We start from the raw sequence: 19602 nt of genomic DNA on the forward strand, positions 1-19602 counted from the left end.
TGCTGGACACTGCTATTATTTTTGAACGATTGATGACATTACCAGATTTTCAGGTGAGCGATCGCGACCTCAGTGACGCAGCCCTTAGCCAGTATTTAAAATCTACAGCGATCGCAGTTGATACAGAAACGATGGGATTGTTGCCGTTGCGCGATCGTTTGTGTCTCGTCCAACTATGCAATCTTGAAGGGAAAGTGACTGCAATCCGTATAGCCAAAGGACAAGCTGATGCTCCCAACTTAAAAAAACTTTTGGAAGCAGTCAATGTTATGAAAGTGTTTCACTTTGCTCGATTTGACCTTGCCACTTTGCGAGCCAATCTGGGTATTCAGGTAAAGCCGATTTTTTGCACCAAAATTGCCAGTAAATTAGCCCGTACTTACACAAATCGACACGGACTCAAAGATGTGGTACAAGAGTTAGAACAAGTGGAACTAGATAAAAGCTCTCAAAGTTCCGATTGGGGCAACGCTGTTAGTTTATCTGAAGCTCAACTAAGTTATGCTGCCAATGATGTACGCTACTTGCTTAGTGTGCAGCAGAAGCTAATACAAATGCTCAAACGAGAAGAACGCTGGCAAATTGCTCAAGAATGTTTTGAATTCCTACCAACGATAGTTTCTTTAGATTTATTGCAATTTAAGGATTTGTTTGAACACTAATCAAACCGTAAACCTATTGCAAAAGTTATTGCTCTGGAGGACAAATATCACTAGACAGAATATTCTGTCTTCTGATTCGGAGCTTCGGAGTCTCCGGCTCCTTTACTAATTGTGACTTTTCTGCTCATGAAAAATCGAGATTAGACCTCTTGGAAAACTTTCTAACACCCACCCTTAACCTCTCTTCGCTATCAAAGAGGAGAAACTTTGACGTTAGTCAAAGGCAGAGTGGGGTTCTTATGCTTGATTTATACAAGAGGTCTATTCACTAACTTTTTAAGTTATTTTTTGCCTAAGATCCAACATTGGAATTATTCAGTGTCTCTAGGAGTTTTAGATTCACTAATGCCTTCTTTGAGGTTACTAGCTCCTTCTTGAACGTTTTCTTTGAGGTTACTAGCTCCCTCTTGAACGTTTTCTTTGAGGTTACTAGCTCCTTCTTGAACGTTTTCTTTGAGGTTACTAGCTCCTTCTTTAATGCCTTCCTTAAGGTTAGTGGCTCCCTCTTTAATAGATTCCGTCGCGCTACTACCACCCTTTTGCAGATTTTCTTGGTGATTTTTTAGCCGATCTACCACATTGTAGTCGTCTGCACCTGCGGGAGTTTGTGACTCAACGATTCCTTCTGTTGGTCCACCGATTGCCTTCCATGCATCAAGACCACCTTTGAGTTGGGAGACGTGTTCAAATCCATTGGAACGCAGTTCTTGTGCTGCTTTGGCAGTTTCTTCTTCGTTGGCACCGTAAATGTAAATATCACGGCTCTTATCCAAAGAAGGTACTGCACGCTCTACCAACTCATCTGCTGGCATTGGCATTGCTCCCATAATGTGACCTTTATTGAAAGTGATGCGATCGCGCACATCCAGGATTGTAAAAGCCGGTTCGCCCCATTCCAAACGAGTCTTTAGGGTATGAGCATCAGTTTGTGATTCTATTGGTGGTTGTGGGGGAACGATGCCGCCTACTAAATTATTAACCATAATTTTTCCTTACTGACGATATTAACAGTAATTTAGCAAACTGAAGATATTTAATTGAATCTTTCTCTGGTATGAATATCCTCAAACTCTCTCCTCAGATAGACTGAGTTATTTCCAGGATTTCTACCAATTCATAAATTGCAAATAATGCCATTTGAGAGTATACGCAGTAATTTGCCTTATAAATCTAATTGGATAATTTAAAGTTTATGTTTTTGATATTTTAGTAATTTAGATATTTTTCATTTTACTAAATCCTTTATAAATCGAGAAAAACATTAGTTGAAAATAAAAAATATTTATTGATGAATATAGTAATTGATACCTTTTTAATCTCAGCGTAGGCGTAGCCCACCGCAGGCATCGCTAATAATAATGTCTCCTCAATCTCCTGCCACACTTGTAGAGTTATATACAGCAGATTAGAAGTTTGTGAGGTACACAAGCTAAATCTGTTAACCAGATATAAAGGATGTTTTACTTCTGTTAGCGCAGCGGGGCGTAGCCCTTTCTGAATTTTGCTGTCATACCAATTCTGTATAAAGATGCGCCAAATTATATAAGGAACAAACCGCAAAGGGCGCATAGACACGAAGTGGCTTCCCGCAGGGAGAACACAAAGGAAGAAAGAAAATTTGGCGCAGCCTTACAAATAAATGGTAAGTAATCGGACAGAAATATTTACATATTAGGTTTTAGGCTACATAAGGGTTTCAGGTCGAAATTTGTGTAATTAATTTTGTCTTACTACTTATCAGCAGCACTATTGAGGCAAGCTACCAGCAATTTATTGACATCATATATATTGCTAGAGCAATTCTTTTTGCTGTTGCTTTTGTCTGTTAAATCTGGTTTTGCCGCCATATATACCTTTTGGCGATGCTTTCAGTCCTTGGCTTGTCATAGTCTCAGGCTGAAACTTGTAGTATAGTATATGCTTAAGAGGGCAGCTACATGTAAATGCACTAGGGTAGATTTTCGTAGACCTTCTTCAAGAGAACATACCTATTGGCTAGGGTACAGTCGAGTAAGTAGAAGTTGAGAATCTAGATTGGCTGATAAGTTAGTTTGTCAGCTTTTGTAAAGACCTAATGAATCAGGGAGTGTGTTGCTGTTTTAAAGTTGTAGCAATTGCCGTCGCTTCTGGATGTGTCTTTTGACTATTTGCGGTTACGGAGATGGGTTTTAATTACACTTATCCAAAAGGTAAAAATTTAATATTCTACAATATAAATTTAAAATTATGCAAGAATCATGCGATAATTATAAATTTTATCGGCATGACAATGGCTGAGGTTGTCATAATCTTCATGGAAATTAAATGTATACAAGTACTACAGTAGCTATGGTACTCAGTCAGCAGAGAAGCGCGTAAATAAACTCTCAATAGAAACACGTAAAGTAAAACTGGCGCAACAGTAAATCGCCCAATCTACAATAAATAGCATTATGGTTATCGTTACTGCTACAACTCCCAAAATTCTGATCGTTGATGACGACTTCGGCGTCCGAAATCTCGTCTATCGTTTTTTAAGCCGGAAATATCAAATAGAGTCGGCAGCAGATGGTAGGACTGCCTTATCGTTGTTTGAGCAATTCAACCCAGCTTTAGTAATTCTGGATTGGAATTTGCCGGATGTTACAGGTTATAGCCTTTGCCAAGAAATGCAGAGTCGTACTAATGTTTTAGTGTTGATACTGACTAGTAGAACTGACGAGGCTGATAAAATTAAAATCTTAAGCGCAGGTGCTGATGATTTCATGACTAAACCATTTAGTCTTGCAGAAGTTGAAGTTAGAGTAGAAGCTCTTTTGAGGCGGATACGCTACATCAATCCCTCTCCAACACAACGTATCGTTTTCAAGCAGCTAGTAATTAATCCAGAGGGCCGGGAGGTAACACTTAACGATAAAACTCTTGCCTTAACAGCGCTGGAATTTAATATCTTACATTTTTTGGCAAGTCATCCTAATCAGGCTTGGAGTCGTCCACAACTAATCCAACAAATCTGGGGTTGCGACTACGTAGGAGATGGCCGGGTGGTTGATGTGCATATTGGTCAGCTTCGCAAAAAGATGGAAGTCGATCCCAGCATACCGGAGTTTATTAAAACTGTGCGGGGCTATGGTTACAAGTTTGAAGCACCTGATGAAAATATTAATTCCTAAGCTTTCCGATTTCAGGAGTACTTCATAACCAAGAATGACTCAGATGAGTCAGCATTAGTTTTATTGTTTACCTAAATAGTTTTACTGAGGCTTGACCGTATAACTTGCGTTAATTTGGGACGTTGATACAAACTGATTTGGTGATTTCGTGTCTGCTCAAGCCTCAGACAGTAACTTTATTGCTTTTAATATATCGTCTGAAGATAAGTTCCAACAAAATCAAAATGTACAGAGCTTAACCGAAGTTTCACCTATAGGTAAAATTTGGGACAAGCACAGAGCTAATACTGATAAAGTCCTGCATTATTACGCCAAAGCAGACGAACATTATTTACAGCAGTATGCTTGGCGGATGAGAATCTGTTCCGAGTTGCTGAAATTTCAATTAGTACCAGATGAATTGGAAGCTATTCTCAAGTTAAAACTATCAGATGCCCGATTCTGTAGGGTTCGTCATTGTCCAGTTTGTCAGTGGCGGCGATCGCTCATGTGGAAAGCAAAAGCTTATAAAATTCTCCCACAGGTTGTCACTGATTACCCCAAGTACCGTTGGCTATTTGTTACTTTGACTGTAAGGAATTGCCAGATTAAAGAACTCAGGGAAAACTTGGATTCGATGAATAAAGCTTTTAAGCGATTTACTGAATTGAAAGCATGGCCTGCGAAAAGTTGGGTAAAGTCCACAGAAATAACTAAAGGTAGAGATAGAGTCTCAGCACACCCGCATTTACATATTTTGGCAATGGTGCCGCCTTCGTATTTCAGTCATGGCTATCTTTCTCATGCTAAATGGGTAGCGTTGTGGCAGCAGTGCTTACGAATTGATTACCAGCCAATTATTCATATTAGCGCGATCGCTAAACATCATAACCTGTCACTACTTATTCCAGAAATTCTCAAGTATCAGGTGAAAGAATCAGATTTGGTGGCTGATAGAGAATGGTTTTTAGAGTTAACCCGTCAACTACATAAAACTAGAGCGATCGCTGTTGGGGGTATACTCAGACAATATATGCGCGAATTAGAGGATATGCGCGAATTAGAGGAGAAAAACCAAGACCTCATTGATGAAAGTGAAGAGATAGATGAGGTGGATAGAGAAAGTTTGTATTTCCGATGGGAGCACAAGTTACGGATAAAAATAACAATGACTGATCCAAAGCCTATTCGCACAGTTGGTCGGGGAAGAATATTCTTTGATATTCAGTGGTCAGAAAAAAAAGCTCAATGGAAAGCTCAACAAGAGGGATTTTAGCAACGTTGCAAAGTTATTTTTGACCGAGTTCAACATTGGTGATGTCTCCGATAATTTCAAAATTCAAATAAACATTACTTTTAGTAAATATTGCAATAAAGAACTTTTAACCACAACCCACCGCCAATCTTTGACTAACTAACTCAGCCGCTAAATGTATTGCTGCTTTCATACTCGTAGCATCAGCAATTCCCTTACCCGCAATATCAAACGCTGTCCCATGATCGGGTGAAGTCCGAACGAAAGGAAGACCAATAGAAGTATTAACTGCCCGATCAAATGCCATCAGCTTCACCGGAATTAAGCCTTGGTCGTGGTAAAGTGCCAAGTAAGCATCAGCTGGATTTTGTACTAAAGAATTTCCATACCAAGCTTGACCAGGTTTAACCCACATTGTATCTGGCGGTATTGGGCCATCTAGTTGCAATTGTGGACGATTTTGCCGCTCTTGCTCTAACCAGGGAATTAACCAATCTTGTTCTTCATGTCCAAGTTGTCCCTGTTCCCCACTGTGGGGATTTAACCCGGCGATCGCAATTCTTCCTCTATATATACCAAAATCTTTCTCCAAGCACTCCACCAGCAAATCCAGTTTTTGTGTCAACAACTGCGGTGTCAACACATCGGCTACTTGACGTAGGGGAATATGTGTGGTTGCAAGTAAAGCGCGGAGTGTCCAATCAGTATGAGGCGATCGCGCTACGAATAACATCCCAAAACGGTCAACACCTGATTTTTGTGCCAAAAGTTCCGTTTGCCCTAGATAATTATATCCTGCGGCTTTCCAAGCAGATTTAGCGATCGGCCCTGTGACAATACCATCAAATTTACCAGCCAGTGTTTGAGCGATCGCATATTCCATATATGCAAAACTAGCCGCACCACTGGCTGCATTACCTATTCCTGAAGTAATTTGATCTTTAACTTTTCCATCCAACTGCACATCGCTGACTGACAACTCATCTGGATTTGCCAAAGCTACTAAATTCTCAGTTAAATTCAGTTTGTAATAAATTTGTGCGAGCAAATCTCCGTTACCCACTACTGTAACGTCATATTTTTTACAAATTTCTGAATCAGTTAAAGCTTTCAAAATCACCTCCGACCCAATCCCCGCTGGATCTCCCAGCGTCAGCGCCAAACGCGGGCGATTTTTTTTTACAAAACTTATTAAATTACCTTGATTATTTTGATACATAAAATCTATTCATAATTATTATCATTAAATTTTCTCAATTTACCCATATCCTTTCTCCCAACAGTAGGGATTGCCCCCCAAGCCAGTAGGGATTACCTGCTAAACTAGTTTAAAATTATTTACACAGGTCTAATCCTAGCAACTATTGAAAAGCTTTTAGTAGACCTAGTTTACACATCAAATTGCATAAGGAGAATCACACCAATGGGCGGCGAAATTTTGAATGCAGCTCTATTGTCTTTCGGTTTAATCTTCGTAGGCTGGGGCTTAGGCGCATTATTACTGAAAATTCAGGGCACAGAAGAATAATTGAGTGCTGTTAGCGGATAGCTAAGGTTTAGCCCGTGCTGAGTTAGGAGTAGTACAGACGCGATTAATCGCGTCTGTACAAAAGTTATTATTCTCCCTATTCCCTACTCTCTTTTTCATCGAAGTGAGAAAAAAGCTTGTGCGTTAATCGGACAGCTATTTCTTCATGAGTCTATCCAAATAAATTGATTTTCTGAGAAAAGATGTAAACTTTTGTTTGCATAGGTTATTCTGATAACATTCTTTTCATAAAACATTAAAATTTATTACAACCCTCATGACATTATTAATCGTCGGTGCCACTGGCACCTTAGGAAGACAAGTGGCTCGTCGTGCTATCGATGAGGGGTATAAAGTACGCTGTCTTGTCCGCAGCAGTAAAAAAGCAGCTTTTCTCAAAGAGTGGGGTGCAGAACTCATACCCGGAAATTTGCGTTATTCCGATACCCTAGCGGAAGCATTGGAAGGTGTAACCCAAGTTATTGATGCCTCAACATCTCGCCCTACAGATTCACTAAGTATCAAACAAGTGGACTGGGAAGGCAAAGTAGCATTGATTCAAGCAGCAATTGCAGCAGGTGTAGAGCGTTTTATCTTCTTTTCGATTTTAGATGCTGATAAATATCCAGAAGTGCCGCTAATGGAAATTAAGCGGTGTACAGAACTATTTTTGGCTGAGTCAGGCTTGAATTATACCATCTTGCGACTAGCTGGGTTTATGCAAGGATTAATCGGTCAGTATGGGATTCCCATTTTGGAAGGACAGCCAGTTTGGGTAACAGGTAATTCTTCTCCCATCGCCTATATGGACACTCAGGACATTGCTAAGTTTGCGATCCGAGCATTGAGTGTACCAGAAACGGAAAACCAAGCTTTTCCTGTAGTCGGTACTCGTGCATGGAGTGCAGAAGAAATTATCAACTTATGCGAACGCTTATCTGGAAAAGATGCCAGAGTAACGCGAATGCCAATAAACTTACTACGTGCTGTGCGGGGTATTATGCGATTCTTTCAGTGGGGATGGAACATTGCAGACAGGCTAGCATTTACAGAAGTATTAGCTAGTGGTAAACAGTTAAATGCCTCAATGGATGAAGTATACACAGTGTTTGGTTTAGATCCGCAAGAAACCACAACCCTAGAAAGCTATCTACAAGAGTACTTCAGCCGAATAATGAAGAAGCTCAAAGAGGTAGACTACCAAAAAAATAAAAATAAAAAGCAGAAACCTAAAAAAACTCCTTTTAAAGAGTCTTCAAAAGCCAATAGTCAATAGTCATTACAAAACAGACATTAGTCGTAAAACTCTAGATGGATATTTGACTCTAGATTAATGACTACATGACCAAAAATGTGTAACGATTACATAATATAGAGCATCGCCTAAACTTGGATATTTGAGTGTGCCGAAAGCAGGCATTATCTACAATGACGTTAAACCGATAGCGGGCCGTGTCGCTATCGAGTTGAAAGACAAGCTAACCGCAGCCGGTTGGAATGTATGTATCACATCGAGTATTGGTGGCATACTGGGCTACCCTAACCCTGAGAGTCCTGTGTGCCACACCCCCATTGACGGTCTGACACCCCCTGGTTTTGACTCAGATATGGAGTTTGCAGTGGTATTAGGGGGAGACGGCACTGTTCTGGCAGCGTCTCGTCAAGTAGCCCCTTGTGGTATTCCACTGCTAACAGTGAATACCGGCCACATGGGATTTTTGACGGAAACTTTCCTGAATCAATTGCCCCAAGCACTAGAACAGGTGATGGCAGGTGAGTATGAAATTGAAGAACGAGCTATGCTCAATGTCAAAGTGTTTCGGGATGATTCAGTGCTATGGGAAGCCCTATGCCTAAATGAAATGGTGCTACACCGAGAACCTTTGACCTCTATGTGCCATTTTGAAATTGCCATAGGACATCATGCGCGAGTAGATATTGCCGCAGATGGTGTGATTGTTTCTACGCCCACTGGTTCTACAGCTTACTCATTGAGTGCTGGTGGTCCAGTGGTAGCTCCTGGCGTACCTGTTTTACAGCTAGTACCCATTTGTCCCCATTCCCTAGCTTCTAGAGCATTGGTATTTCCAGATACTGAATCGGTCAATATCTACCCAGTCAATATCCCTCGGCTGGTAATGGTAGTAGATGGTAATGGAGGGTGCTATATCTTACCAGAAGATCGAGTATATATGAAGCGATCGCAATATAGTGCCCGATTTATTCGCCTACAACCGCCTGAGTTTTTCCGAATTTTGCGAGAAAAATTAGGTTGGGGTTTGCCACATATCGCTAAACCAACTTCGGTAGAATTGCCATAAGCATTAGGCATTAGGCATTGGGCATTGGGCATTGGGCATGGGCACAAGAAGCAGAAGGGAAAAACTTACAGTAACTTCTCCTCTGTTCCCATGCCCTATTCTCCATGCCCGATGCCCAACTTAATAATTTCCTTCCAGAATTACTGGTATAGAGATGGTATTTGGAGTTAGTCATTAAGATTGCATCCAAGAATTCGATAGCTGACACCTGAACGTGCTAAAACATTCTTTAGCAGCACGTCAAATCAGGATTGTTACATCACTCAAAACTGGTAATTGCACTTTAATAACTGATGTAAAGATTTTTTCTAGAATATCTTTACAATCCCAAATCCAATATCCAAAATTGTTATGACAGTTGCTCAAAGTCCCTGTGTTTTGGTGATTGAAACCGATGACAGCCTTGCAAATCAGCTTTCTTGTGATTTGCAAGAAGCCGGCTATGAATCAATTTTGGCTCATGATACGACGAGTGGTTTACAACATTGTCGCGATCGCCAACCTGCTTTAATTGTTTTAGACCGGATGCTAGCAGGAGAGTCAGGACTCTCATTGTGCAAAAATCTGAGAAGCACTGGTATGCGATCGCCTGTATTGATTTTAATGGCAAGGGATACAGTTGATGATCGTGTAGCTTGTCTAGAAGCTGGAGCGGATGATTACATCCTCAAACCTTACCGCTCAGAAGATTTTTTAAAGTTGATTCGCCTCTACTTAAAACCCGATGTGGATACCACTGAGCAATTACGCTTTGGGGATTTAATTTTAGACATAGCAACTCGCCGTGCCATACACAACGGGCGACCAATTGACTTGACAATGAAGGAATTTGAACTATTAAAATTCTTAATGGAACATCCCCGTGAGGTGTTAACTCGCGAACAAATTTTAGAAAATGTTTGGGGTTACGACTTTCTGGGTGAGTCGAATGTAATTGAAGTGTACATCCGTTACTTGCGGTTAAAAATCGAAGATGAAGGTCAAAAGCGCCTCATTCAAACAGTGCGAGGCGTAGGGTACGTTTTAAGAGAATCCTAGTACCGCAAGGCGGAATTCAAAATTCAAAATTCAAAATTCAAAATTAATACAGCGCAAGCGTTTCATTGATTTTGAATGGGTGGTTTATTTACGCCGAACTGTACTAGTATACTGTAGCGGAAGTTTGCCTATCTCCTTGCCTCATTCCCAGTTTCAGATTGGGAATGCTTTCTTTGGGTGCTGCTGCTTCCCACCTAAAGGATTTTTCTGCATACAACACTGTAAAATTGAAGTCTAAATTACAAAATCGAAAAGCTATATGACTCGTCGGCTAAGTTTGCTCTCGATAATGCTGAGTATATTTCTAATGGGTTGTTCTGTGCCAACAACAGCTAAATCTCCTAGCCTCACCTCTAATTCTAAAACTCCAGCACCAGAGAGTTTAGGTCAAAAACTACCAATTTCTGCTAAAGCCATTGTGCCTAATGGTACAACGATTCAATTAGAGGTAGCACAGACGCCACAACAGCAAGCGATGGGGTTGATGTATCGCCCAGCTTTGCCAGATGACCGAGGGATGCTGTTTGGGTTTCCTTCAGCACAACCAGTCCGTTTCTGGATGAAGAATGTACCTGTAGCCCTGGACATGGTATTTCTACATAAAGGTGTAGTTAAATATATTCAGGTTGCTGCACCTCCTTGTGCAAGTGAGCCTTGTCCTACCTATGGACCTAATACACCAATTGATAAGGTGATTGAACTTCGCTCTGGAAGAGCTACCGAATTGAAGTTGAAAGTGGGCGATACAATCAAAATTGAGCTTTGAAACTCCAGTGCTTTGCACGGATAAAAACTTAAGTAATTACTCGGTTGAGAGCCTATACGGTTGAAATATATGTTTTTTTTGTAAAAAATGTCACTTTATGTGGTCAAACAGCACTTGTAACGCTACTATTTAAAAACTGTGGTAATAATTTAAAATTCTACTGTCTCAAACCTAAAATCATAGTCTTCAGGTTTGGTCTCAAAAATATTCCCTTGGGCGCAAGTGTAAATAGTCGCCAATAAGAGAGTATAGGCTATGGAATCTTTATTACTACCTGTGTAATTAAATAAAACACAAAGGTAAATAAAATGAAGCCAATTTAATTAGGTAAAAATACTGCTTAAGAATCTAGCAGATGATTTGTGTGAGAATTTTTATTTCTCAGACCCTTTATGGAAAGCCTCTGTTGAAGGCAGATTAACAAAAACTGTGCTGAGGTGTATGGCCGAGAACGGCACAGTGACAGATGAAATACTGGCTACTGTCTACCGAGTAATGGTGAACTGATATATGACAATACATTCTGCACAAGGAGGTGAGATACAAATGTCACCATCAAAATATTCTCGACTGATTCATTTTTTGCAAGAAGATTTGGCAATTTCCACAGCATCACTAGCGGTGGCGCTTCGGCATCGGGAGCAAGACCCAGGCCCTTTAGCAATGATTCTTTGGCAATATGGGTTGATTACTCTAGAGCAATTAGAAAAAATTTATGATTGGCTGGAGACAGCGTAGGTTATACCTAATTTTGGATTGTAGATTTTAGACTTTGGCTTAGAAGTTCCTACCAAATGCCTATTAGCAGAATCTCAAACAATACTATTAATGCCAATTTTGTATGATACTAAGTTGCCAAAGTTAGTCTTGTTTGGTGTCAAAGATACAGTACGACTTTCTTCAAAGCAAATAATACTATCTAGGGCAACTTGGTGTCATGTAGGAGAATTGAGGTATGTCACATCAACTCTACCTTATGCAAAGATTGATATATAGCTCTCTTGACTTTGACGGTTTCTACTCTATATACAAATTAAAAGAGCGAGTTGATAATTTAACTCGCTTTTTTGATTTATTACTCAGGACTGACTAAACACTTTAACTGCTGCTGCTACGCCAGAACCAGGCTTGAAATCTTCGTAGCCAAGTTCTGTTAGGGTAACTTCTAAGGATGCTATACAGCTAAGGATATCGCGATCGCTCACAAAACCCAAATGACCAATACGGAAAATTTTATTGCTCAAATGATCTTGACCACCAGCTAAAGCAATATCAAAGCGTTTTTTCATCAATGACCGAATCTTATCCGGTTCGATTCCCTGTGGTGCAACAGCCGTAATCGCCGGACTAGCGGAATTATCTGCTGCAAGCAAGGGTAAATTTAATCCTTTAATGGCGGCGCGGGTAGCATTTTTCAGCCGTTCATGTCGAGCAAATATTGATTCTAAGCCTTCTTCTTTCATGATTCGCAACGTAGTGTGTAATGCTACGATTAAGTTCACAGGCGGAGTAAATGGAGTTGTATTTTTGGCTGTGGCTTTGCGATATTTGCCTAAATCCAAATAATATTTCGGTAGCTTCGCAGTTTTGTAAGCTTCCCAAGCCTTGGGACTAACAGAGACAAAACCCAATCCCGGCGGAATCATATAAGCTTTTTGAGAACCGGAGGCGACGATATCCAAACCCCAAGCATCCACAGGTAGATTGAATGCACCCAAGCTCGTGACGGCATCAACGATAATTAAAGCTTCACCGTGTTCTTTAACGTGGCGGTTGATGGTTTCTAGGTCATTCAACACACCCGTCGAGGTTTCGCTGTGGGTAATGATTACGGCTTTGATTTGCTTTTGGGTATCTGCTTGGAGTTTTTCGGCAAATACTGCGGGGTCTAAGGGTTTTCCCCATTCCACCTTAACTTCTTCTACATTCAAACCGTAGGCTTGACCAACTTCTACCCAGCGTTCGCCAAATTTACCATTAGAACCAACTAAAATGCGATCGCCTGGAGAGAGAAAATTAATTATTCCTGCTTCTACAGCACCCGTACCACTGACATTCAGCATCAGCACATCACTTTGAGTTTGGTGCAGCCACTTGAGGTTTTCTGTCACCTCTGCCAAGATATTGCTAAATTCACTAGTACGGTGCCCAATCGGATGCTTGGCTAATGCCAGTAAGGCAGCTTCTGGCACCGGTGTAGGGCCTGGAATCATCAGCATCAGCTTATCGTTCATGTGTCTATCCTAAAAGTCAAATAAAAGTCAAAATTGTGGGAAGTTGGTTAAGTCTGATCGCAAATCTTAGATATTTATTTACTAATTCCACTCAGATTGTCATCAGCATTGTTGTATACTTTCCAAATTCATAGGAAAAGTATCGTGGGAGTTAATGATCGGTCAGCTTGACCTTTGCAATTTATACCAGACTCAAACTCGGATAATAAAACCTTTGTTCCAGGCAATCTTACCACACCTAGACGCCAGGTTAAGGTGTCTGCTCGTAGGCGAACGGCTATTTTAGCCAAAGATGAAACATCTATCTAGATGAGGCATAGGTTACGATAAATTCTTAAAATCTACCCATAATTTACCTCAGTTGTTTTGATAGAAAAACGCGAAATCATTTTGAACATCACGGTAATTGTCGGTGAAAAAGTTGTGTTTTGCTTCCACGAAAGAAATAACCCCCTACACTATTTGGCGTAGCCTCTCGAAGAGAAGCGGCTTGTCGTCAGACATCGCCTGCATATCAACACTACGTTTTCGACCACCAGTTTTTGGCTGAGGAATTAGTCCTGATAGTAGTTCCCACTGTTGTAAAGTCAGATTACTTGGATACGATGGATTCATAGCTTTGGTAACGCTGTCATACTTAAGTATTTTTTCTACTGACAGGATACCGTTACGTGGGCTTTCTTACTTCTCAGACATCCTCTAAATGATGTTGAATTATCGCAAAGAAATAATCAAAGAACAGCAAAAAATAGTGGCAAAGAAGCTTAACTTCCGTGCCACGCTTTGTTTATAAGCTACTTATACAGTTACAGTTATAATCAGCTAAGGACAATGGGTATAACAAGTTATGTTCGATCATCCTATGCGCGATTTTTAATCAACACTACTTCTACAATTCCTATTGCTATCTCCCTCGAAACCCCCAAAGCTTGATATAAATCATTTAAGAAGTTTTTTTCTTCTTCAGGTATAATACCTTCAGCTAGGACTAAATCGGTGGCTACTGCAAAGGCTGCTTCCCGCAAGTCTTGAGATAGAGAATCTTTTGCTGCATTAAACAAAGCATTAAAGTCATCACCCTGGAGAATGCCCAAGATTTTGTCAAACAGCCTGTTCATCATTTCATTAGGATAACTTTTAAAAAGTTTCATCCGAGACAGCACAGAAATGATAGAATTTGCTTGCTCAACAGAAAGATAACCGTCTGAAGCCGTTGCCGTCAATATAATCACGGCAAAAGCTTCCGCTGGATTGAGTGCTGCTTGGGTTTGGCTTTCTGTACCCAACACAGCGTCGAATAGACCCATTGTAGTAGCTCCTTGGTTAGAGTCCCAATAGCGTTACTATTACCTGTATATTTGGTAGATTTACAGGTAAGACTATAACGCTATAAGACTTTCATCCTTTAGTGTTCCCAGGATTTATTCACGGCGAACACTTGTATCCAAAGGTTTTTGGCAAGAACTACATTGCCATCTATAAACTTAGCGGTCTCCTGTCTTTTCTATTGTCTCAATTACTGCTAAACCTATACCAGAAGCTGCCATTAACAGTACTACTGATATCAAATAGGCGTTGGTCAGCATTCGTAGGGCTTCATCGAAAAAAATATAGGTGGTCATTGATTCACCTTTTGAAATTTGTGCTGCTTGTGCTTTTTATTTCTCCACACCTTGATAGGTGAATTCCGCTGAGAAACTGCTAGCAATTGCATCTTAACAAAACTTTAGCTCTTTCAGAACCCCGCTGAAAATTTTTCTTTTTGAAGATTCTATAAAGTTTATAAAAAAGGGCATTGGGGATTGGGCATGAAGAAGAGACAAGGAGAGAAATCTGAGCGCCGGCTTCCGGCGTTGGCGCAGCCCGCCGTAGGCATCAGAACTTCGGAGAGAGATTTGTTCAATAGTTCCCCCTTGTCCCCTTGTCCCCTGCTTCCCTAAAGTCTCAACTCGGTATTGGTTCAGATTGATGAACTAGTATTTCAATCACAAATTTGCTGCCCTTTCCTAGTGTGGAATCACACCATATCTTGCCATGATGTTTTTCTATGACTAGCTTCCGCGATTGCCAGAGTTTCACCAATTTTCTGGCTTTAGGCGATCGCAACCGCACCAACTACACTCCTTAATAAGGAAACACCAACAAAGCTTGCAACCAGTTTGTGAGAAATTTTCATAACTGTATGTCAGCTATAACGGCGTCAGTATTCAGTGTTCCCAAATCTTTGCAGAGAATTGAGGCTATTACCCTTGGTAACTGCGACGTAGGTATCTATTCAGGTATTTTGTGAAATGGGATAAACAAGACAAGCTTAAAGTAAACAGCGTTCAATCGTCGCTACAACTGATTGAGAAAGAGAATCAAAATCGTAACCACCTTCTAAGCCAAACAGAATTTTACGAGTTACCCCTAGACAATAATCAGTAAATAAAGCATAGTCTTCTGGCTGCAAATTAATGCTTGCCAAAGGATCTGCGGCATTGCCATCATAACCAGCACTCACAATCAGTAAATCCGCTTGAAAGTTAACTAAAAATGGTATTACCTGTTTTTCAAATAGTGACTGATATAATGCAATATCACTACCAGGCGGTACTGGTAAATTTAATACATTATTGTGAAAGCCGCGTTCTGTCGATCTTCCCGTACCGGGATAGCATGGATACTGATGTAGGGAACAATAGGCGATGCATGCTTCTGTTTCAACGATCGCCTGAGTACCATTACCATGATGCACATCCCAATCGAGGATGGCGACGCGGTTAATTCCAGGTTGTTCTAGAGCAAATAAAGCAGCGATCGCGGCATTAGAAAATAGACAAAATCCCATCCCCGCATCACTTTCAGCATGGTGTCCTGGGGGACGCGCTAGTACAAAAGCTGGATTATCCGACCCTAACACAACCTCAACTCCATCTAACCATGCACTGACTGCCAACAATGCCACATCATAACTGCGCGGGGAAACTGGTGTATCTCCATCCAAAGGACCGCCGCCACTAGAGGCGATTTGCCACAGTTTTTTGATATAGGCTGGGCTATGTGCTCTAACCAACGAAGACATCAGTGATGGCTGTTCTGATGCTGGTGTAGGCGATTTCCAGCTAATTTTATCTGCGAATGTAGCTGCTTTTAGGGCATTGGCGATCGCACTCAAGCGTTCTGGTTTTTCGGGATGGTATTTTCCAGTCTTGTGATCTAAAAATTCGTCGGAATAAATGACTGGCAGCATAGGACGAAAAAGGTCGGCAGCAGGACAATGAATTTTATTGTATCCTCACTGGTACAAACAGTTTTCCCTCGTACTAGATTGTTGGTCGTTTATTTTCGAGGACTTCTGTTGCTTTGTGTTCAGAAAGTGGGCGGTAGAATAAAAAGCCTTGTACCTCCTCGCAGTTGATAGATTTCAAGAATTCCAATTCTTCTTCCTTCTCTACCCCTTCGGCTGTTAACTTTAATCCCAAGCTGTGTCCCAAGGTAACTATAGCCTGGATAATATGAGCTACTTTGGCATCTTGCGTCAAATATTGAATGAAAGATTTATCTATTTTCAGATTGTGGAGTGGCAAAAGCTGTAGGCGTGAGAGCGAGGAATGACCTGTACCAAAGTCATCAATAGAGATGTAAACACCCATCTGCTGTAGCTCCTCTAACACCTTTGTGGTATAATCCAAGTCCTCAATTGCTGTGGTTTCCACAATTTCTAGTTCTAAAAAGCGCGGCTCCAAACCTGTTTGTTCTAAAATCTTGGCTATAGTCTCTACCAATTTGGGTTGGCGGAACTGCTTGAGAGAAAGATTGACGGCGATCGTAATTGGTGGCAATCCAGCATCTTGCCATGCTTTATTTTGGCTACAGGCGGTCTGTAGCGTCCATTCGCCGATGGGGACAATTAATCCACTTTCTTCGACCAGAGGAATGAACACACTGGGAGCGACCAATCCCATCTCTGGGTGCTCCCAACGCAACAGAGCCTCCATACTAGTAATTTCTCCGGTGGCAATGTTCACACGAGGTTGATAGTACAACTTAAATTCATTCCGTTCTAGGGCATAGCGCAAGCTCTTTTCTAAAGTCAGGAGTTCAGGATTTTTAGCACTCAGGGAAACACTATAGAATTGGTAGTTATTCCGTCCTTTGTCTTTGGCGTAGTACAAAGCGGTATCTGCGTGCTGGATTAGTGTTTCGGCGTCAGGGCTGTTATTATCAAGTAAAGCAATACCGAGGCTGGCAGTCACATAAAGTTCATGCTCTTGGAGATGAAAAGCATCCTCAAAGGCTTGTAAGATTCTCTGCGCCACCAAAGTTACCTCTTTAATATCATTAACTCGTGGGACTAAAATAGTAAACTCATCGCCTCCCCAACGAGCTACAGTATCTCCGCCTCTAAGCGAGTCTTTTAATCTTTGAGAGACGCTTTGTAACAATTGGTCTCCCAGAGTGTGTCCCAGAGTATCATTAATGACCTTGAAACGATCTAGATCGAGGAAGATTACAGCTAAACTTTCGTCATTTCGAGTGGCGTTGGGCAGAGTTTTACTGAGCAGCTCATTAAATAGTAGACGATTGGGCAACCCTGTCAGCAAGTCATGGAGGGCTTGATAGCGAATCTTTTCTTCTACTTGCTGACGCTGCCGTGCACCAATGATACTAGCGGCCATCGTCAAAAGAGTAGATTCTTCGTGCTTTGACCAATGACGCTCAAAGGTGCAGTCTGCCAAGCCAAGATACCCCCAGAAATCATTATCCAAGCGAAGAGGCACTAACAGAAGAGATTGAATGCCATCTCGAATCAAGAATTCTTGTTCAACGACAGGAAATTTTTGAGTGATACCGCTAATCGACTGACCGCTAGAGAGAACTGTGTACCAACGGGCTAATCCAGGAGCTTGATAAGATTGATTCTGCCAATGGTGGTGGGTAGATTCAATACAAGATTGTGTCCATTCAAACCGTAGGCTGACTGCCATTTCTTCTGTAAGAGGATGGGGATGGTTCTCAAAGAGATAGACACGATCTGCCTTGGCAGCTTCGCCCAGTACAGCTAGAGCTTGATCGATACCAGTTTCGTAATTCATTTCTTTTAGCAAATAATTGGCAGCTTCTACAACTGCTTGTAACAAGCGATCGCGCTGCCGTAGTTCGGCTGTAGCTTGCTTTTGCTCTGTAATATCTCTAATAATAAAACTTCTAATTAAATCACTTTCAGGAAGATAAAGAACGGATTGTTCAAAAACTTCTGTACCGACTTCCACCTCCCGCACAAAAGAATTGTTTTCTAGATTTTTAACTCCAATTAAGAGTTCCGTTAAGATTGGGTGTTCTGTCCCAACTTCCCTAAGATTGGGAAACTTGATAGCTGCGGCTGGATTGATATAAGTAATTCTTCCCTCGAAATCCATCTCAATAATTGGATTGGGGATGAGTTCAGGGAAGGATGCTAGACGAGCTAGGGCGGACTCACTAGCTGCTTCAAAGCTAGGATCGATGGCTAAGGTTTGAAAAGGATTGGCAGGACTGGATTGCTCTGATAAGAAACCAGATAAGTCTTCAACATCAAAAGATTCAGAAAATACTTGTTCTGAAATATTGGAAATAGCATAATATTTAGCCTGAGCTTTATTACTGCCAAAAGCAATGATATCTCCATGCCTAAGATTATGAGAAAAGCATTTATTCCCATTTACAAATAAGCCATTAGTACTTCCTTTACCCTTATAGTTGCCATCAATAATTTGGAAGCCGTATTGGTCAGTTTCTGGAACAGTTACTCGCAATAAAATTGCATGTTGCATTGATACTGACCGGGAAGCCAAGACAATAGTGTTTGCAGAATGCCGCCCCAGAGAATAAGTAGTCTCTCGTAAGGGGACAGTTCGCCGCCCTTCCAGGTCTTGGATGACCAACAGATGGCGTATTTTTTCCCGCTCATTTCCTCGCATGGCTGTTCCTCAATTTCTCATATAATTAATATTTATGTCTTAGTCTAAAAAAGACTGTTCCTCTCCTATAAGTCCAGAATTCCAGGCTGCACTTATGGTAAAATTTGCTCAATCAAAGTTCTCATATTTTGCGTAGGCGTAGCCTGCCCCAGGCATCGCAAAATATGAGGGTGTAAACCAGCCTTTCTCTTCATCGATTGACTGCACTCAGCGCTAACAGAACTCAATACTCTTCTTTTTATTGATTGAGATGGCTAATTGTTACAATCGGTTTTTTTGGTAGAAATTATAGCTTTTTTCTTTACTCACACATAATTTATAAACTTTGTTCCTTCGTCTATATCATCTAACCTTGTCTTTCTTAGGATACCCAGATTAAGAATTCAAAATGAAAATTTCAAAATTGTACCCTTACAGGGAAGCAAGCTAAGCGTAGCGTCACTTTGGCACAGCCTCTTGTCGAGAAGAAAGTTACATAAGGGAATTTTAACCCCGACTATAACTGAACAAAGTCGAAGCCAATTGCCTCCAAGCTAAGTTTAGACGTTGGCGTTAGCGTCTCTCTTTGGAAGCTAGCTATCCATTAGTCACATCTTTACTTAAGATTTATAAAACACTTAATCTCCGACCTGAAAAAGTTAGAACTTTTGATGTCCTATATAGAGTATTAGTTCAACAACTTAGGGATATAAGATAGAGAAGTATGTTTAACTTTTCCTTCCCCT

At 40.9% G+C, this 19602-nt stretch carries 17 protein-coding genes and 1 pseudogene; 9 read left to right on the top strand and 9 right to left on the bottom strand.

The features are described from left to right. The first annotated feature begins 32 nt into the window (after positions 1–32). Positions 33–662: a ribonuclease H-like domain-containing protein gene (locus V7K56_RS06415; protein ID WP_334908698.1), complete on the top strand. Its 630-nt coding sequence runs from the start codon at positions 33–35 to the stop codon at positions 660–662. Positions 663–1198: 536 nt separating this feature from the next. Here the strand turns inward: V7K56_RS06415 and V7K56_RS06420 are convergent. Then, a pseudogene (locus V7K56_RS06420) lies at positions 1199–1645 on the bottom strand (rhodanese-like domain-containing protein); the annotation flags it as partial. 259 nt (positions 1646–1904) lie between these two features. After that, positions 1905–2237: a hypothetical protein gene (locus tag V7K56_RS06425; RefSeq protein WP_334908700.1), complete on the bottom strand. Its 333-nt coding sequence runs from the start codon at positions 2235–2237 to the stop codon at positions 1905–1907. 857 nt (positions 2238–3094) lie between these two features. On the opposite strand from V7K56_RS06425, the gene V7K56_RS06430 reads away from it, so the two are divergent. Both V7K56_RS06430 and V7K56_RS06435 read left to right on the top strand, forming a co-directional pair. Further along, positions 3095–3814 (top strand): response regulator transcription factor, encoded by a 720-nt coding sequence (locus V7K56_RS06430; RefSeq protein ID WP_334908702.1) that lies wholly within the window; start codon positions 3095–3097, stop codon positions 3812–3814. 148 nt (positions 3815–3962) lie between these two features. Further along, positions 3963–5069 (top strand): protein rep, encoded by a 1107-nt coding sequence (locus V7K56_RS06435; RefSeq protein ID WP_334908704.1) that lies wholly within the window; start codon positions 3963–3965, stop codon positions 5067–5069. A gap of 106 nt (positions 5070–5175) precedes the next feature. On the opposite strand, the gene pdxA is transcribed toward V7K56_RS06435, so the two are convergent. Beyond that, positions 5176–6267, bottom strand: coding sequence for a 4-hydroxythreonine-4-phosphate dehydrogenase PdxA (pdxA, locus tag V7K56_RS06440; RefSeq protein WP_334908706.1), 1092 nt, complete (start codon positions 6265–6267; stop codon positions 5176–5178). Positions 6268–6471: 204 nt separating this feature from the next. Here pdxA and petM point away from each other — a divergent pair, with 204 nt between their 5' ends. From petM to V7K56_RS06470, 6 genes are all read left to right on the top strand, one after another. Next, positions 6472–6576 carry a cytochrome b6-f complex subunit PetM gene (gene petM, locus V7K56_RS06445; protein WP_094344256.1) on the top strand — a complete coding sequence of 35 codons (105 nt, stop codon included), beginning with the start codon at positions 6472–6474 and terminating at the stop codon, positions 6574–6576. Between the two features lie 277 nt (positions 6577–6853). After that, positions 6854–7852, top strand: a complete 999-nt coding sequence (locus tag V7K56_RS06450) for an SDR family oxidoreductase (RefSeq protein ID WP_334908708.1) — start codon at positions 6854–6856, stop codon at positions 7850–7852. A 127-nt stretch (positions 7853–7979) separates the two neighbouring features. Beyond that, on the top strand, positions 7980–8897 hold the full coding sequence (locus tag V7K56_RS06455; protein WP_334908710.1) for an NAD(+) kinase: 918 nt from the start codon (positions 7980–7982) through the stop codon (positions 8895–8897). 351 nt (positions 8898–9248) lie between these two features. Continuing rightward, a complete protein-coding gene (gene nblR, locus V7K56_RS06460) occupies positions 9249–9935 on the top strand; it encodes a response regulator transcription factor NblR (protein WP_334908712.1) in 687 nt (228 codons plus the stop codon). Between the two features lie 259 nt (positions 9936–10194). Then, on the top strand, positions 10195–10701 hold the full coding sequence (locus V7K56_RS06465) for a DUF192 domain-containing protein (RefSeq protein WP_334908714.1): 507 nt from the start codon (positions 10195–10197) through the stop codon (positions 10699–10701). A gap of 510 nt (positions 10702–11211) precedes the next feature. Next, positions 11212–11439 (top strand): DUF2949 domain-containing protein, encoded by a 228-nt coding sequence (locus V7K56_RS06470; RefSeq protein ID WP_190633019.1) that lies wholly within the window; start codon positions 11212–11214, stop codon positions 11437–11439. Positions 11440–11780: 341 nt separating this feature from the next. Here V7K56_RS06470 and V7K56_RS06475 read toward each other — a convergent pair whose 3' ends face one another. From V7K56_RS06475 to V7K56_RS06500, 6 genes are all read right to left on the bottom strand, one after another. Then, positions 11781–12935 (bottom strand): pyridoxal-phosphate-dependent aminotransferase family protein, encoded by a 1155-nt coding sequence (locus V7K56_RS06475; RefSeq protein ID WP_334908716.1) that lies wholly within the window; start codon positions 12933–12935, stop codon positions 11781–11783. A gap of 453 nt (positions 12936–13388) precedes the next feature. After that, a complete protein-coding gene (locus tag V7K56_RS06480) occupies positions 13389–13550 on the bottom strand; it encodes a hypothetical protein (protein ID WP_334908718.1) in 162 nt (53 codons plus the stop codon). A gap of 245 nt (positions 13551–13795) precedes the next feature. Continuing rightward, entirely contained in the window at positions 13796–14242 is a 447-nt protein-coding gene (locus V7K56_RS06485; protein ID WP_334908720.1) for a tellurite resistance TerB family protein, read from the bottom strand. 177 nt (positions 14243–14419) lie between these two features. Further along, positions 14420–14557, bottom strand: a complete 138-nt coding sequence (locus tag V7K56_RS06490) for a hypothetical protein (RefSeq protein WP_334908722.1) — start codon at positions 14555–14557, stop codon at positions 14420–14422. A gap of 689 nt (positions 14558–15246) precedes the next feature. Then, entirely contained in the window at positions 15247–16167 is a 921-nt protein-coding gene (locus V7K56_RS06495; protein ID WP_334908724.1) for a histone deacetylase family protein, read from the bottom strand. Between the two features lie 73 nt (positions 16168–16240). Continuing rightward, positions 16241–18877 (bottom strand): EAL domain-containing protein, encoded by a 2637-nt coding sequence (locus V7K56_RS06500; RefSeq protein ID WP_334908726.1) that lies wholly within the window; start codon positions 18875–18877, stop codon positions 16241–16243. Between the last annotated feature and the right edge of the window lie 725 nt (positions 18878–19602).

This window comes from Nostoc sp. (assembly GCF_036917535.1).
GTDB lineage: Bacteria > Cyanobacteriota > Cyanobacteriia > Cyanobacteriales > Nostocaceae > Nostoc.

Coding starts and splice junctions, on each gene's coding strand:
- nblR (WP_334908712.1), top strand. CDS start 9,249: ATGACAGTTGCTCAAAGTCCCTGTGTTTTGGTGATTGAAACCGATGAC.
- V7K56_RS06480 (WP_334908718.1), bottom strand. CDS start 13,550: ATGAATCCATCGTATCCAAGTAATCTGACTTTACAACAGTGGGAACTA.
- V7K56_RS06500 (WP_334908726.1), bottom strand. CDS start 18,877: ATGCGAGGAAATGAGCGGGAAAAAATACGCCATCTGTTGGTCATCCAA.
- V7K56_RS06465 (WP_334908714.1), top strand. CDS start 10,195: ATGACTCGTCGGCTAAGTTTGCTCTCGATAATGCTGAGTATATTTCTA.
- V7K56_RS06450 (WP_334908708.1), top strand. CDS start 6,854: ATGACATTATTAATCGTCGGTGCCACTGGCACCTTAGGAAGACAAGTG.
- V7K56_RS06430 (WP_334908702.1), top strand. CDS start 3,095: ATGGTTATCGTTACTGCTACAACTCCCAAAATTCTGATCGTTGATGAC.
- pdxA (WP_334908706.1), bottom strand. CDS start 6,267: ATGTATCAAAATAATCAAGGTAATTTAATAAGTTTTGTAAAAAAAAAT.
- petM (WP_094344256.1), top strand. CDS start 6,472: ATGGGCGGCGAAATTTTGAATGCAGCTCTATTGTCTTTCGGTTTAATC.
- V7K56_RS06470 (WP_190633019.1), top strand. CDS start 11,212: ATGACAATACATTCTGCACAAGGAGGTGAGATACAAATGTCACCATCA.
- V7K56_RS06495 (WP_334908724.1), bottom strand. CDS start 16,167: ATGCTGCCAGTCATTTATTCCGACGAATTTTTAGATCACAAGACTGGA.
- V7K56_RS06490 (WP_334908722.1), bottom strand. CDS start 14,557: ATGACCACCTATATTTTTTTCGATGAAGCCCTACGAATGCTGACCAAC.
- V7K56_RS06485 (WP_334908720.1), bottom strand. CDS start 14,242: ATGGGTCTATTCGACGCTGTGTTGGGTACAGAAAGCCAAACCCAAGCA.
- V7K56_RS06475 (WP_334908716.1), bottom strand. CDS start 12,935: ATGAACGATAAGCTGATGCTGATGATTCCAGGCCCTACACCGGTGCCA.
- V7K56_RS06415 (WP_334908698.1), top strand. CDS start 33: ATGACATTACCAGATTTTCAGGTGAGCGATCGCGACCTCAGTGACGCA.